The sequence below is a fragment of the Pseudomonas sp. LS2P72 genome (assembly GCF_054897865.1).
In genome coordinates this window covers 2,244,843-2,260,197 of record NZ_CM142708.1, presented here as the reverse complement: position 1 = coordinate 2,260,197, position 15,355 = coordinate 2,244,843, and the positions used below count along the sequence as shown (strand labels likewise).

Annotated in this window: 17 protein-coding genes; all 17 read right to left on the bottom strand. The window is 60.3% G+C overall.

The annotated features are described in order from the left end of the window. Positions 1–211: 211 nt before the first annotated feature. Entirely contained in the window at positions 212–1,351 is a 1,140-nt protein-coding gene (gene flhB / locus ACYZUA_RS10465) for a flagellar biosynthesis protein FlhB (RefSeq protein WP_461963032.1), read from the bottom strand. Positions 1,352–1,354: 3 nt separating this feature from the next. Next, positions 1,355–2,137, bottom strand: coding sequence for a flagellar biosynthetic protein FliR (gene fliR / locus ACYZUA_RS10460; protein ID WP_095127767.1), 783 nt, complete (start codon positions 2,135–2,137; stop codon positions 1,355–1,357). A 3-nt stretch (positions 2,138–2,140) separates the two neighbouring features. Beyond that, positions 2,141–2,410, bottom strand: coding sequence for a flagellar biosynthesis protein FliQ (gene fliQ / locus ACYZUA_RS10455; RefSeq protein WP_007948918.1), 270 nt, complete (start codon positions 2,408–2,410; stop codon positions 2,141–2,143). Further along, the gene (gene fliP / locus ACYZUA_RS10450) at positions 2,407–3,165 is read right to left on the bottom strand and encodes a flagellar type III secretion system pore protein FliP (RefSeq protein WP_458512090.1); all 759 of its coding nucleotides are present in this window, start codon (positions 3,163–3,165) and stop codon (positions 2,407–2,409) included. Before fliP ends, fliQ begins: the two co-directional genes overlap by 4 nt. After that, positions 3,165–3,611: a flagellar biosynthetic protein FliO gene (gene fliO / locus ACYZUA_RS10445; RefSeq protein ID WP_461963031.1), complete on the bottom strand. Its 447-nt coding sequence runs from the start codon at positions 3,609–3,611 to the stop codon at positions 3,165–3,167. Before fliO ends, fliP begins: the two co-directional genes overlap by 1 nt. Then, positions 3,612–4,070 carry a flagellar motor switch protein FliN gene (gene fliN, locus ACYZUA_RS10440; protein WP_008151080.1) on the bottom strand — a complete coding sequence of 153 codons (459 nt, stop codon included), beginning with the start codon at positions 4,068–4,070 and terminating at the stop codon, positions 3,612–3,614. Positions 4,071–4,142: 72 nt separating this feature from the next. Continuing rightward, positions 4,143–5,111 (bottom strand): flagellar motor switch protein FliM, encoded by a 969-nt coding sequence (gene fliM / locus ACYZUA_RS10435; protein ID WP_461963030.1) that lies wholly within the window; start codon positions 5,109–5,111, stop codon positions 4,143–4,145. Between the two features lie 9 nt (positions 5,112–5,120). Further along, positions 5,121–5,621, bottom strand: a complete 501-nt coding sequence (fliL, locus tag ACYZUA_RS10430) for a flagellar basal body-associated protein FliL (protein ID WP_461963029.1) — start codon at positions 5,619–5,621, stop codon at positions 5,121–5,123. Positions 5,622–5,850: 229 nt separating this feature from the next. Next, positions 5,851–7,212 (bottom strand): flagellar hook-length control protein FliK, encoded by a 1,362-nt coding sequence (locus ACYZUA_RS10425; RefSeq protein WP_461963028.1) that lies wholly within the window; start codon positions 7,210–7,212, stop codon positions 5,851–5,853. A 121-nt stretch (positions 7,213–7,333) separates the two neighbouring features. Then, the gene (locus ACYZUA_RS10420) at positions 7,334–7,663 is read right to left on the bottom strand and encodes an Hpt domain-containing protein (protein ID WP_461963026.1); all 330 of its coding nucleotides are present in this window, start codon (positions 7,661–7,663) and stop codon (positions 7,334–7,336) included. 30 nt (positions 7,664–7,693) lie between these two features. Beyond that, entirely contained in the window at positions 7,694–9,400 is a 1,707-nt protein-coding gene (locus ACYZUA_RS10415) for an ATP-binding SpoIIE family protein phosphatase (RefSeq protein WP_461963025.1), read from the bottom strand. A 5-nt stretch (positions 9,401–9,405) separates the two neighbouring features. Further along, a complete protein-coding gene (locus ACYZUA_RS10410; protein ID WP_461963024.1) occupies positions 9,406–9,711 on the bottom strand; it encodes an STAS domain-containing protein in 306 nt (101 codons plus the stop codon). Positions 9,712–9,927: 216 nt separating this feature from the next. Further along, a complete protein-coding gene (gene fliJ / locus ACYZUA_RS10405) occupies positions 9,928–10,377 on the bottom strand; it encodes a flagellar export protein FliJ (protein WP_033055981.1) in 450 nt (149 codons plus the stop codon). Between the two features lie 6 nt (positions 10,378–10,383). Further along, positions 10,384–11,742 (bottom strand): flagellar protein export ATPase FliI, encoded by a 1,359-nt coding sequence (gene fliI / locus ACYZUA_RS10400; RefSeq protein WP_046046383.1) that lies wholly within the window; start codon positions 11,740–11,742, stop codon positions 10,384–10,386. Continuing rightward, positions 11,732–12,541, bottom strand: a complete 810-nt coding sequence (gene fliH, locus ACYZUA_RS10395) for a flagellar assembly protein FliH (RefSeq protein ID WP_461963023.1) — start codon at positions 12,539–12,541, stop codon at positions 11,732–11,734. Before fliH ends, fliI begins: the two co-directional genes overlap by 11 nt. A gap of 7 nt (positions 12,542–12,548) precedes the next feature. Beyond that, entirely contained in the window at positions 12,549–13,568 is a 1,020-nt protein-coding gene (gene fliG, locus ACYZUA_RS10390) for a flagellar motor switch protein FliG (protein WP_007948903.1), read from the bottom strand. Continuing rightward, positions 13,561–15,348 carry a flagellar basal-body MS-ring/collar protein FliF gene (fliF, locus tag ACYZUA_RS10385; RefSeq protein ID WP_461963022.1) on the bottom strand — a complete coding sequence of 596 codons (1,788 nt, stop codon included), beginning with the start codon at positions 15,346–15,348 and terminating at the stop codon, positions 13,561–13,563. The genes fliG and fliF overlap by 8 nt, the downstream gene beginning before the upstream one ends. Positions 15,349–15,355: the final 7 nt, after the last annotated feature.

Here is a 15,355-nt window from a genome sequence, read left to right as displayed (position 1 = left end):
CAGGCGCAGAGCCGCTACTGCAAGAAGCCTTCCAACTTTTGCCGAGGCGGGGAATAGAGGGTTTGGCAGGGGATTTTGTGGCGCTTGAACCGGCCTCATCGCGGGCAAGCCCGGCTCCTACAGGTTTTGCGTCGTGATCGAAATCGCGCATGAAACCAAACCTGTAGGAGCCGGGCTTGCCCGCGATGGCGTCAGCACGACAGCACAGAACTCAGGAATCACGCCGCAAATCCGGCGGGATCGGCAGGTCGTCCTTGAGCGGATCCGGGCGTTTGCCCTTGCCCGCGCGGTGCTGGCGAATCTGGTAGACGTAAGCGAGCACCTGGGCGACGGCAAGGTAAAGCCCGCCGGGAATTTCCTGATCAAGTTCGGTGGAGTAGTAAATCGAACGCGCCAGTGCCGGCGACTCAAGTAGCAGCACTTCGTTGGCCACAGCGATTTCACGGATCTTCAAGGCCAGGAAGTCGTTGCCCTTGGCGACCAGCATCGGCGCCCCACCCTTGTCCGGATCGTACTTGAGCGCTACGGCGTAGTGAGTCGGGTTGGTGATGACCACATCGGCGTCAGGGATCGCCGCCATCATCCGGCGCTGGGACATTTCGCGCTGCAGCTGACGGATCCGTTGTTTAACCTCTGGCTTCCCTTCCTGATCCTTATGCTCGTCACGCACTTCCTGCTTGGTCATCTTCAATTTCTTGATGCTTTCCCAGAGCTGTATCGGCACGTCCACAGCGGCGATGATGATCAGCCCGCAGGCCATCCACAGAGTGCTCCAGCCGACCACTTGCAGGCTGTGAATGATCGCCATGTCCAAGGGTTCATGGGCGATGCGCAGCAGGTCATCGATGTCCGAGGACAACACCGCCAGGGCCACGAACAACACGATGAAAAATTTTGCGAGGGCCTTGAGCAGTTCCGCTATGGCCTTGGACGAGAACATGCGCTTGAGGCCGGCGCCGGGGTTCATTCGGCTGAACTTGGGCGCCATGGAACCCGCTGCGAACAGCCAGCCGCCCAGAGAAACCGGCCCGATCAATGCCGCCAGCAGCAAGGTGATCATCACTGGCTGAATCGCGACGAGGGCAATTTGCCCCGAGTGCAGCAGGTAAGTACCCATGGAACGCTGATCCAGAATCACTTCCCGCGAGAGCGAGAAGTTCATGCGCATCAGCTCCATCAACTCCTGAGCCAGGGCTCCGCCGAAAATCAGCAACCCACCGGCGCCGGCAAGCATGACGGCCAGGGTATTGAGCTCCTTGGAGCGCGCGATCTCGCCCTTCTCGCGAGAGTCCTTCTTGCGCTTCTCGGTGGGGTCTTCTGTTTTGTCCTGACCGCTTTCGCTCTCAGCCATGACTCAGCGCGCCCGTGCCAGTTCGCGTAACAACTGCAAGGCCTCGGAGGCCAGCGGTTGATACTGATTGATAATGTCCGCCAGCCCGACCCAGACGATGAATAGCCCAAGCACCAGCGTCAGCGGGAAGCCGATAGAAAAGATGTTCAGCTGCGGCGCAGCCCGGGTCATCACACCAAAGGCAATGTTGACCACCAGCAACGCAGTGATCGCCGGCAACACCAGCAACAGCGCGGCACCAAGGACCCAGCCGAGCTTGCCGGCCAGCTCCCAGAAATGATTGACCATCAACCCGCTGCCGACCGGCAGCGTGGTGAAGCTTTCGGTGAGGACTTCGAACACCACCAGATGGCCGTTCATGGACAGGAACAACAGCGTCACCAGCATGGTGAAGAACTGCCCGATCACCGCCACCGAAACGCCGTTGGTAGGGTCGACCATCGAAGCAAAGCCCATGCCCATCTGAATCGAGACGATCTGCCCGGCGACCACAAAGGCCTGGAAGAACAGCTGCAAGGAGAAACCCAGCACCGCACCGACAAGAATCTGCTCGGCAATCAACAGCAGCCCGCTCAAGTCCAGCGCATTGACTGGCGGCATCGGCGGCAGGCCGGGAGCGATGACCAACGTAATCGCCAGGGCGAAATAAAGGCGCACTCGCGTGGGCACCAGGCTCGTGCCGAAAACCGGCATGACCATCAGCAAGGCACCGATGCGAAACAGCGGCAGCATGAACGTCGCGACCCAGGTACTGATCTGGGTATCGGTCAGCTGGAGCAGCGACATGGGTTAGCCGATGACCTGAGGAATGCTGCCGTACAACTGCAGGATGTATTCCATGAAGGTCTGCACCAGCCACGGACCGGCAACAATCAGCGTCACCAGCATCACCAGCAGGCGCGGCAGGAAGCTCAGGGTCTGTTCGTTGATCTGCGTAGCGGCCTGGAACATCGCCACCAACAGACCCACGAGCAAACTCGGAATCACCAGCACGGCAACCATCATGGTGGTCAGCCACAATGCTTCCCGGAAGATGTCGACCGCAACTTCCGGCGTCATGGCGAGACACCGCCGAAGCTGCTCGCCAGCGTACCGATAATCAACGCCCAGCCATCCACCAGCACGAACAGCATGATCTTGAACGGCAGGGAAATGATCAGCGGCGAGAGCATCATCATGCCCATCGCCATCAGGACACTGGCCACAACCAGGTCGATGATCAGGAACGGAATGAAGATCATGAAGCCAATCTGGAACGCGGTTTTCAGCTCGGAGGTGACGAACGCGGGAACCAGAATCGTCAGCGGTGCCTGATCCGGCGACGCGATATCAGTGCGTTTGGACAAACGCATGAACAACTCCAGATCGCTGGTGCGAGTCTGGGCCAGCATGAAATCCTTGATCGGCACCTGCGCCTTGGCCACGGCGTCTTGAGCGGTGAGTTTCTCCGCCAGATACGGCTGCAAGGCATCCTGATTAACCCGGTCGAATACCGGCGCCATGATGAACAGGGTCAGAAACAGCGCCATGCCCGTGAGGATCTGGTTCGACGGCGTTTGTTGCAGGCCGAGGGCCTGACGCAGGATCGAGAAGACGATGATGATCCGGGTGAAACTGGTCATCAGCATGACGAACGCCGGGATAAAACTCAGCGCAGTCATGATCAGCAGGATTTGCAGGCTGACCGAATACTCCTGAGCGCCGTCGGCGTTGGTACCCAGGGTAATCGCCGGGATCGACAACGGATCGGCGGCGAACGCCAGCGGCGCGGCCAGCATCAGGGCCAGCGTCAAGATGATGCGTAGCGCACCCATTACTTCTTATCCTTATGATCCTTGCCCATCAGCTCCATCAGGCGCAGGGCAAACTCGGGGGTCGCTTTTTCAGTACTGCTGGGCACTTGCACCGGCTCCTTGAGCACGTGCAACGCGGTGATGGTGCCGGGGCTCAAGCCAAGCAGAATCTGCTCGTTGCCGACCTGCACCAGCATCAGACGGTCACGCGGGCCAAGCGCGCGGGAACCGATCAGCTCGATCACCTGCCCCTTGCCGGCCGGCCCGGCCTGTTGCACCCGACGCAGCAACCAGGCGAGGAAAAAGATCAACCCCAGAACCAGCAGCAAACCGAACACCAACTGCGTCAATTGCCCGGCCACACCGCTGCTGACCGCGGGTGCGGCGGCCGCAGTAGCGGTCGCTACCGGCTCGGCTGCCAGAACACTGAACGGCAACGCCAGCACAAACCCCAGAACCTTTTTCACTCAGCGCAACTTCTTGATGCGTTCGCTTGGGCTGATCACGTCGGTCAGGCGGATGCCGAACTTCTCGTTGACCACCACGACTTCACCGTGAGCGATGAGCGTGCCGTTGACCAGCACGTCCAGCGGCTCGCCGGCCAGGCGATCGAGCTCGATCACCGAACCCTGGTTAAGCTGCAGCAGGTTACGGATGTTGATATCAGTGCTGCCGACTTCCATGGAAATCGACACCGGGATATCGAGAATCACGTCCAGGTTCGGACCGTCGAGGGTGACCGGATCGTTATTTTTCGGCACGCTGCCGAACTCTTCCATCGGCAGACGGTTGGACGGCGAACTGGCGGCATCGGCGGCCAGCAACGCGTCGATGTCGTCCTGCCCGGCGTCGCCGGTTTCTTCCAGGGCCGCAGCCCATTCATCGGCCAGCGCCTGGTCGTCCTGGGTGTTCATGTCGTTAGCCATCAATTTGTCCTCGGCGGGCATCCATTCAGTCAGGAGCCGTCAGTTAAAAGCACAGGGGGTTTTGAGCGCCGTTCAGCGGCGCTCGATCGGCTCGATCACTTGCAACGCGAGGTTGCCTTTGTGCGAGCCCATCTTGACCTTGAACGCAGGCACGCCGTTGGCGCGCATGATCATCTCATCCGGCATCTCGACCGGGATAATGTCCCCCGGCTGCATGTGCAGAATGTCCCGCAGACGCAACTGGCGACGGGCAACCGTGGCACCGATCGGTACGTCAACGTCCAGCACGTCCTGGCGCAAGGCATTGATCCAGCGTTCGTCCTGATCGTCGAGGTCCGACTGGAAGCCGGCGTCGAGCATTTCACGCACTGGCTCAATCATCGAGTACGGCATGGTCACGTGCAGGTCACCGCCACCGCCATCGAGTTCGATGTGGAAGGTCGACACCACAATGGCTTCGCTCGGGCCAACGATATTGGCCATGGCCGGGTTCACTTCCGAGTTGATGTACTCGAAGTTCACTTCCATGATCGCCTGCCAGGCTTCCTTCAAATCGACGAAGGCCTGTTCCAGCACCATGCGCACCACACGCAGTTCCGTGGGGGTGAATTCACGCCCTTCGATCTTCGCGTGACGGCCGTCGCCGCCGAAGAAGTTGTCCACCAGTTTGAACACCAGCTTGGCGTCGAGGATGAACAACGCGGTGCCGCGCAACGGTTTGATCTTGACCAAGTTGAGGCTGGTCGGCACGTACAGCGAGTGCACGTATTCGCCGAACTTCATCACCTGCACGCCACCGACGGCAACGTCCGCCGAGCGGCGCAGCATGTTGAACATGCTGATGCGGGTGTATCGGGCGAAACGCTCGTTGATCATCTCCAGGGTCGGCATGCGTCCGCGGACGATGCGATCCTGGCTGGTCAGGTCGTAGCTTTTGACACTGCCGGGTTCAGCAGCGGTATCGGTCTGTACCAGACCATCGTCGACGCCATGCAACAGCGCATCGATCTCATCCTGGGACAGCAGGTCCTGCACGGCCATGTCGTGTTCCTACTGCAGTACGAAATTAGTGAAAAGCAACTGTTCGATGACCACTTTGCCGAGTTCTTTCTGCGCCACTTCCTGGACGCTGGCCGTGGCTTTCTGACGCAACATTTCCTGGCCGACCGGCGACGCCAGGGTGGCGAAGTCTTGCCCGGAGAACAGCATGACCAGGTTATTGCGGATGACCGGCATGTGAACTTTGAGCGCTTCCAGATCGGCCTGATTGCGGCCCTGCATGGTGATGCTCACTTGCATGTAGCGCTGACGACCGTTCTGGTTGTAGTTGGCTACGAAGGCCGGAGCCATGGGCTCGAAAATCGCTGGCTGTTTGCCGACCGGGGCGGCTTCAGCCGCGGCGGCAGGCTTGCTCTGGGCGCTGTGCATGAAGAACCAGGTCGCTCCCACGGACAAACCGATCGCCAGCAGCAGGGCCACCACGATCACAATGATCAGCTTGAGTTTGCCTTTGGTTGCGGGGTCTTTTACTGCTGCTTCGCTCTTCGCCATGCCAATAATCCGTCACTATTCGGGTTTTCACAGTCGCACGGCAAGGCAAGAGCAAGTGTTATGCCAGAAGTGTCTGAAGGGAGAGGGTGACGGCAATCTGAAGAACATCGCAAATCCACTGTGGGAGCGAGCCTGCTCGCGATAGCGATTGAACAGTCAATGAAGATATTGACTGTTCAGGCCTCATCGCGAGCAGGCTCGCTCCCACAGGGTTTAATACCTGATTTGATCAGGCGTAGTAGTCGACGGCGCTGGAGCCAATGACGCTGGTGGTGCTGGCCGCTACTTCGGCAGCTGTTGGCGCAAGCTCTTCGTCCATCGAATCGAGGCGACCACCGCTGGCGTTAGTGCGTCCGCCCTGGCCTTGACCTTGTTGAGACTGTTCCTGACCCTGACCTTGCCAGCCACGTGACTGGTCGGACACATTGACATCGACCTGACCCATGCCCTGCTGCGCAAACATGTCACGCAGGCGATGCATCTGCCCGTCAAGCGCTTCGCGAACGCTTGGATGAGCGCTCATGAACGTCACTTGGGTCTGCTGATCCGGAACCATGTTCACCCGAATGTCCAAGCGCCCCAATTCAGCCGGTTGCAATTGGATGTCGGCGGCCTTGAGATTGGCACTGGACAGGTACATGACCCGGTTCACGACTTCTTCGGTCCAGCCGCTCTGATGCATGGCGATCGGTTGATTCACCGGCAATGCGTTGGCGGTTTTCGGCGTGGCCGCCTGGGTCAGTGCCGCCAGACGGTTGGCGAAATCGTCGACCCGGGTATCGCTGCTCGCGGACTTCAGGTCCTTGAGACCGTCATCGATAAGGCCACCGAAGGCCTTGTCGCCGCCCTGGCCGGTGCTGTCCTTGTCGGCTTGCACATCGAGCATGCTCGCCATGCCGGCGGCGAAGGTCTGCGCTGAAGTTGACTCGCCATCGGCCTGGACCTGGACCGAGGTCGGTGGCGCTTTGGGTTGGGCCTGACTCGCAGCCGAAATATGGCCGCCCTGCTCCATCGCCATACGCACGGCGGGCAGTGCATCGAGAGGATCGGCTTCGGGATCGAAATCGGCGCCAGTGTTTGCAACGACCGGCGTCGTTGCCGCCGTCACAGCCACCTCGACCTGCAGTTGTGGGGTGACTACAACGGGCGGAGCTGCCGGTACCGGCGCTGGCACCGCAGGCTGTACTGCCTGCATCAACGCAGGATCCAGCGTCGGGTCAACGGGCGCGGCATCGGCAACCGGCGTCTGCGCAGCCTCCGCCCCGTCATCACTGGCGGCCTTGTCGTCACTCTGCGCCGGTTTATCGGCGGGCAAGGATTTGCCGCTATCGGCAACCGCCGGTTCCGGGGCGGCAGATTTGTCGTTGCTGACGTCCTTTTTATCGGGGCTGTCCGACGCTTTATCGCGTATCGGCTTGGCCGATCCATCACCCACCGCAGCCGGTTTGTTCCGGGCTTGATTGGCGTAGACCTGAGAGAAGCTGGATGCCTTTTCCCCAGGCTCAGCGGCCAGCGCCGGTGTATTGGCGGAAGCGGTTTGAGTCTTGGCCTGCGCGGCGGCCTGAAGAAGCATATTGGGGGTAACGGGCATGGACGGTCTCCGCTGCACTGGGATCGTAGGTACAGTTGACGGAGATTATTGCAAAGGTCGCGCCAGGTTTGAGTGACAGGCGCTAAAAGCGTCGAACGGTCTCATTGGCAGAGAGAGAACGCTAACGCTCGGCCTCATAGAGCGGCCGGACAAACGCAAATTCGTCATCAATTTCGCCCACCAGTTTTTCAATGCCAGCGAGGCTTTTCTGCTTGGCGCGTTGCTCCAGCTCATGGCACAACTCAGCCAGGCGAACGGCGCCCATGTTGCTGCTGCTGCCCTTGAAGCTATGGGCAGCATTCATGAGTTGCGCGGCATCTTCAGCGTTTCGCAAGACGCGCAAACGCTCTTCGGAATCGGCGAGAAAGGTATCCAGCAACGTCGGATACTCATCCTCCATGACCTCTTGCAACGCGTTGAGCACGTCGCGGTCCAGGTGTGTGTCAGCCACTTGCTCACTCCTTGATCAAGAATGCGTGGATTATGCCAGAGCCTCCCAGAAAAACTCCACGCGGGCACTTCGACCATCGTCGGACCAACTCGCATTGTGGCCCAGTTGACGGATCAGACTGACGCCACGCCCCGACAGACGGACGCCATCGACGGGCCGCTCCATCACCTGCGCGACATCGAAACCTTTGCCACTGTCTTCAACCCGAACAGTCAGGCACCCGCCCTCGCCCTTGGGGATCACCTGCAAATGCACCCGTACGAAGCCGTCCTGCAACGCGTCCAGGCGTGTATTGCGTTGTTGATAATAGCGGGTAAACCCCGAGGCATCGCGCTTGAGCGCCGAATCGAGCCCCAGCACTCCATGCTCCAGGGCATTGGAATACAGTTCGGCCAAAACACTGTAGAGCGCCCCGCTCTGAGCCCGCAGACCGTGGACCTCAAGCAGCAACTGCAGAAGATACGGCAGCGGATTGAAGCGTTTGAGCGTGGCGGCGCGAAATTCGAAACTCACTGACCAATCCAGCGGGCAGGACTGACCACTGTCGGAATACACCAGCGCTGGCGGGTTCAGTTGTGCGGCCTCCAGCAGACTGACCTCGACCATGCTCACGTCATCACGGGCCTCGCCGCGAAAGTCCCGCAACGCCTGCTCGATCTCTTCGAACAGCTCATCAGGCTGACGATTGGCCGCAAACACCTGTTCCAATCGCTCCACACCAAACAACTGTTCGTTGGCATCGCAGGTATCGATCACCCCGTCGGACAACAGGAAGACCCTATCCCCGACCGCCATCGGAAACACCTCGGTGCGGTCATCAAAGGATTGCGGGCTCAGCACGCCGAGCGGTAAATGCCGAGCCGCCAGCGGCGTTCGCTCACCACTGGCGATGCTGTGCAGATAACCGTCCGGCATCCCGCCGTTCCAGACCTCCACCGAACGTCGCTGAAAACTCAGGCACAGCAGCGTTGCACAACAGAACATGTCCACCGGCAGGATGCGCTTGAGCTTGGCGTTCATCTCGCGCAGGGTTTCGGACAGCCCGTAACCCTTGGCAGTCATGCCATAGAAAACTTCGGCCAAGGGCATGGCACCGACCGCGGCCGGCAAACCGTGACCGGTAAAATCGCCGAGCAGCACATGCATGTCGCCGGCCGGGGTGAACGCGGCCAGCAGCAGATCGCCGTTGAACAACGCATAAGGCGATTGCAGATAGCGGATATTGGGTGCATTCAGGCAGCCGGAGTGGGCCACCTTGTCGAACACGGCCTTGGCCACGCGCTGCTCGTTGAGCAGGTACTCGTGGTGCCTGGCGATCTGGTCGCGCTGTTGCAACACCGTGGCCTGCAACCGTCGCAAGCGGTCCATCGCCTTGATCTTGGCGGCGAGGATCACCTGGTTGTAGGGTTTTGCCAGAAAGTCGTCGCCCCCGGCCTCCAGACAGCGGGCCAGCGCTTCGCTTTCGGTCAGCGAGGTGAGGAAGATGATCGGCACCAGGGTTTCCCCGGCCAATACCTTGATCTGCCGCGCAGCCTCGAAACCGTCCATCACGGGCATCATCGCGTCCATGAGCACCAGTTGCGGTCGCTGCTGACGAAACGCTTCAACGGCTTCGGCACCGTTGGCGGCCGTCAGCACCTCATGCCCCTGGCGACGGACGATGGTCGACAGCAGCATGCGATCGGCCGCGCTGTCTTCGGCAATCAGGATCGTCAGCGGTTCGAACGGCGACTGCATGCCGTTCAACTGATGTCGAACAGTTTGTCGAAATTGGAGATGGCGAGGATCTTTTTCACGTCTGAACTGCTGTTAACGACGCGAACATCGGATTCGTCACCACCAGCGTGATCACGCAGCAAGAGCAACATGCCCAGTGCCGAACTATCGAGATAAGTGGCTTTCTTCAGGTCCACCACAATGGACTCGGGTTTATTGCTGAGTCGCTCGTAAGACTCGCGAAACTCCTGATGCCGACCGAAATCGAATCGCCCTTCGATCGAAATCGTCAGCTTTTTCCCATCCTGAGATACTTCTGTAACAACTGACATTGAACGGCTTCCTTGTCATTGGTGAACGTACGTGTACAAGGTTTAGCACTTGGCGAGGACAGGAGCAAGGCTGGAAAAGTTGTGCCGTGAGGGAAATCGCCTTCGCGGGCAAGCCATGCTCCTACAGGTTTTGTGTCGTTCACCCGTTCCGTGAACACCACTGAACCTGTAGGAGCATGGCTTGCCCGCGAAGAACGATAACGCGGTCTACCTGATTCAATACGGATCCTGACGCGGCAACCGCTGGGACAACTCATCCAGCAGCTTCTGCTCACGCCGGTCTTCCAGCCGCCGCGCCTCATCCATGTAGCGCAACACCAATTTGCGCAAGCCTTCGACCCGGGCAAACGCCTGCTGCCAGGATTCCCGCGCCTTGTTCAGGTTGTTTTGATGCCATACCAGGCTTTGTCGCTGCTGGTCGATGGCGGTACCCAGTTGCGCGAGGAAGCCTTGATAACCCAGCAGCCATTGGCCAGAAACGCCACTGCTGCCGCGCACGATCCACTGCTCTTGATAGTCGAGACGAAAGGCTTCGAGGTCGGCGAGTTTGCTTTCGGCCAGACGGACTTGACCTTGGAAGTGCCCGAGACGCAGGACCGCGGTTTTCTCGGCCTTTTCGGCCATTTCGACCACGGGGGCCAGGCGCGAGGCTCGGCTCTGGGCCATGGCCGGTTAGCCGCCGGCCGCGGGAGCGAAAATCGTGCCGAGATAGGCTTCGCTTTCGCCCAGGCTGATGCTGTCGTTCAAGCCCTGGCGCAGGTATTTCACCAACTGCGGTTGCAGGGAGATCGCCAGGTCGGTTTCCCGATCACCACCGGCCACATAGGCGCCTACGCTGATCAAGTCACGACTCTGCTGATAACGCGACCACAGTTGCTTGAAATACTGCGCGCGCATCATGTGTTCCGGCGTAACCACCGACGGCATGACCCGGCTGATGGACGCTTCGATATCGATGGCCGGGTAATGACCTTCCTCGGCCAGGCGCCGGGACAGCACGATGTGCCCGTCGAGCACGCCTCGCGCGGCGTCGGCAATCGGGTCCTGCTGGTCATCGCCTTCGGACAAAACGGTGTAGAACGCGGTGATCGAACCACCGCCCTTCTCGGCATTACCGGCCCGCTCCACCAGTTTCGGCAGTTTGGCGAACACCGATGGCGGGTAACCCTTGGTCGCTGGCGGCTCGCCGATGGCCAGGGCGATTTCCCGCTGGGCCTGGGCGAAACGGGTCAGCGAGTCCATGAGCAACAGGACGTTCTTGCCCTTGTCGCGGAAATACTCGGCGATTCGCGTGCAGTACATCGCAGCCCGCAGACGCATCAGCGGTGCATCGTCCGCCGGGGACGCCACCACGACCGAACGCTTGAGGCCTTCTTCGCCGAGGATGTGCTCGATGAATTCTTTAACTTCACGACCCCGTTCACCGATCAGCCCGACGACGATGATGTCGGCCTCGGTGAATCGGGTCATCATGCCCAGCAGCACACTCTTGCCCACGCCCGTACCGGCGAACAGGCCTAAACGCTGACCGCGACCGACCGTCAACAAACCGTTGATGCTGCGAATGCCCACGTCCAGCGGCTCGCTGATCGGTTCACGTTTGAGCGGGTTGATGGTCGGGCCATCCATCGGCACCCAATCTTCGGCCTTCATCCCGCCCTTGCCGTCCAGCGCGCGACCGGCGCCATCGAGCACCCGTCCGAGCATGCTCATGCCCATCGGCAGACGGCCGGTATCAGCCAGAGGAACCACACGGGCACCGGGAGCGATGCCGGCAACGCTGCCGACCGGCATCAGAAACACTTTGCTGCCGGAGAAGCCCATGACTTCGGCTTCGACCTGCACCGGGTGATAACTGTCGTCATTGATGACCATGCAGCGGCTGCCCATGGCGGCGCGCAAGCCCTCGGCTTCGAGGGTCAGGCCGACCATGCGCAGCAAGCGGCCTTCAAGGATCGGCGCGCCTTCCAGCTCCGTGGCCTCGGCGTAGCTGCCGAGGCGCTTGGCGAAGCTGGTGCGATCAAGGCGCATCGGGAACGTCCGGTTCGGGTTCGACCGCCGCGACCGCTGGCTTGTCGCTGATCGGCAGTTCCAGGCTCAGATCCGGTTCGGCCGGGTGCAAGACCTGTTCGTGCAACTGATCGAACAGCTTGTCCATGACCCGCGCAACGCGGGTTTCGACCGTGGCGTCGATACGGCTGTGTTCAGTCTCGACCCGGCAACCGCCGGGCAACAATGCCTCGTCCTCGACGATGCGCCAGGTTTCTTCATGGCGCTCGCGCAGGGCTTTGACCTGTTCGAAATCTTGCGGATTGATGTACAGGCGCACATTGACCACGCCCAGCGGCAAGAGCTTGAGGGCCTCGCGCATGACGTGTTCGATCTGCGTCGAGTCGATGGCCAGTTCGCGCTGAATCACCTGTTTGGTGATGTGCTGCACCAGGTCGACCAAGGACTTTTCGATCAAGGTGTCCTGCTCGGCGATAGGCTCGAACAGATGGCCCATCAGTTGCTCCAGAGCGGAAATCTTGGCGGCGAGGGCCACCTCGGCTTCCTGACGGACCTTGAGCGTGGTGCTGTGGAAACCTTCTTTTTCGCCCGTAGCGAAGCCTTCGTTGTAGGCCTCCTGGCGAATGCTTTCGAGTTCTTCGAGGGTCAGTGGCTGGACTTCATCCAGTGGCACTTCTTCCATTTCCGGCGGCTCGGGCTCAGGTTCCGGCTCGGGTTCCGGCACGAACGGATCGAAACTGGGCAGCGACCAGACGTCGAAACCACCGACGTCCTTGCCACGGATCAGGTCTGTGTTGGACTCATCATGTTTGGACGACATAGTGACCTTAGATCATCTCTTCGCCGCCCTTCCCGCCGAGAACGATTTCTCCGGCTTCGGCCATACGGCGGGCAATGGTGAGGATTTCTTTCTGCGCGGTTTCCACGTCGCTGACGCGCACCGGGCCTTTGGCTTCGAGGTCGTCGCGCAACAGTTCGGCCGCCCGTTTGGACATGTTCTTGAAGATCTTCTCTTTGACGCCTTCGTCCGAACCCTTGAGGGCCAGCACCAGCACGTCGGAAGACACTTCGCGCAGCAGCGCCTGAATGCCGCGATCGTCGACATCGGACAGGTTGTTGAACACGAACATGAGGTCTTCGATCTGACCGGACAGGTCTTCGTCGACTTCGCGAATCGAGTCCATCAGCTGACCTTCGATCGAGCTGTCGAGGAAGTTCATGATATCCGCCGCGCGCTTGATGCCACCCAGGGTGGTGCGCGAGGCATTCGAGTTGCCGGAGAACTGCTTCTCGAGAATCTGGTTGAGTTCTTTCAGGGCCGCCGGCTGCACAGTGTTCAGCGAGGAAACCCGCAGAATAATGTCCAGACGCACCTTGTGGTCGAAGTTACCCAGCACTTCGCCCGCCTGGTCCGGATCGAGATACGCCACCACAATCGCCTGGATCTGCGGGTGCTCGTAACGGATCACGTCGGCGACGGCGCGCGGTTCCATCCACTTCAGGCTGTCGAGGCCACTGGTGTTGCCGCCCAGCAGGATCCGGTCGATCAGGCCGTTGGCCTTGTCTTCGCCCAGGGCCTGCGTGAGCATTTTGCGCACGTAGTCATCGGAGCCGACACCCAGGCTGGTCTGGTCGCCGACGATGTCGACGAACTCGCTCATCACTTGCTCGACCTGCTCGCGGTGCACGTTACCCATCTGGGCCATGGCTACACCCACACGCTGGACCTCTTTGGGCCCCATGTGGCGCAGCACCTGGGCGGCGTCGGTCGAACCCAGGGACAGCAGCAGAATCGCGGCTTTGTCGACCTTGGACAGTTTGGCGGCAACGGCTCGGTTATCACTCATCTGCGTTAATCCACTCTTTCACGACCTGGGCCACGCGACCCGGATCTTCTGCCACCAGACTCTTGATTGCGTTCAACTGTGCGTCATAGCCTTCACTCGGGCTCGGCAGCAGAATGCTGGTCGGGCCACCGAGACTGACACGGTCGTTGGCCAGTTCGCCGTCCAGGCCACCCATGCCACCCAACTCGACGTCACTGCCCAAGCCTGCAAACTGCTTGTCTTTGCCGCCACCGGTGATGTTGTTGAGCACCGGACGCAGCACACCGAATACCAGCACCAGGATGAACAACACACCCAGCACTTGCTTGACGATGTCCCAGAACCACGGCTGGGAGTAGAACGGAATTTCGGCAATCACTTCACCGCGCTCGGCGGAGAACGGCATGTTGATCACGCTGACGCTGTCGCCACGGCTGGCGTCGAAACCGACGGCATCCTGTACCAGGCGAGTGAAGCGCGCCAATTCATCGGCGGTCCACGGCGCACGAGTGGTTTCACCGTTGGCCGCATTGATCTTGACCTGGTCATCCACCACCACCGACACCGAGAGCCGATTCAAACGGCCCTGCTGTTGTTTGGTGTGGCTGATGGAACGGTCGAGTTCGAAGTTCTTGGTGGATTGTTGACGCTTGTCCGCCGGGTACGGTGCAAGCATAGGCTGGCCAGTGGCCGGGTCCATGATTTGCTGACCGTTGGCATCCAGCAGTGGCTGGCCTGGCTGCACCATGCCGGCCGACGCGGTGGCGCCACCGGTGGTTTGCGGCGCGGAAGCCGGCGCGGGTGGCTGGTTGCTCAGGGCACCCGGCACACCTTGCGGGCCATTGCTGGCGGTACGTTGTTCGTTGACCGACTGTTCGCTGCGCAACGCCGGTTGGTCCGGGTTGAACTGCTCGGAGGTCGACTCGACGGCACTGAAATCCACATCGGCCGAGACTTCGGCTTTATAGCGATCATTGCCCAGCACCGGTTGCAGAATGTTGTGCACACGCTGGGTCAGCATGCTTTCCATGCGACGGCTGTAATCGAATTGCTTGCCGGCCATGGTCAGTTCGGAGTTTTCCGCCTGATCCGACAGCAGGTTGCCCTTCTGGTCGACCACGGTGATCTGCGACTTGCTCAGTTCGGGGACGCTGGTCGCCACCAGATTGATGATGGCGACGACTTGGCCTGGCTCCAGCGAGCGACCGGAATAGAGTTCAACCAGAACAGAAGCGCTAGGCTTGCGTTCGTCACGCACGAACACCGAGCTTTTCGGAATCGCCAGGTGCACACGGGCACCCTTGACGTTATTCAGGCTCGAGATGGTCCGGGCCAGTTCGCCTTCGAGGCCGCGACGATAACGGGTCGCTTCCATGAACTGGCTGGTACCCAGCCCCTGCTCCTTGTCGAGGATCTCGAAACCAATGTTGCCGTCGCTGGGAGTGACACCAGCGCCCGCGAGTTTGATTCGCGCACGGGACAGGTCATCGGCCTTGACCAGCAAGGCACCGGAGTTCGGTTCAACGGTATAGGGAATGTCGGCTGCGGCCAGGGTATCCATGACCTGTTTGGCATCCATACCGGCAAGACTGCCGTACAGAGGCCGGTAGTCCGGCTGCTGGGACCACAACACCACGGCAAAGCCAATCGCCACGCTCGCAGCCAGGCCGACCAACAGGCCTACCTGACGCAACATGGTCATCTCGGAGAGGTTTTCCAGGAAGGACAACCCGAACAGCGGCGGCTTGCCGTCTATTGGAGTGGCCTTGGCCGGAACATTATCGGCGACTGCTTCTGCCATGACTCAA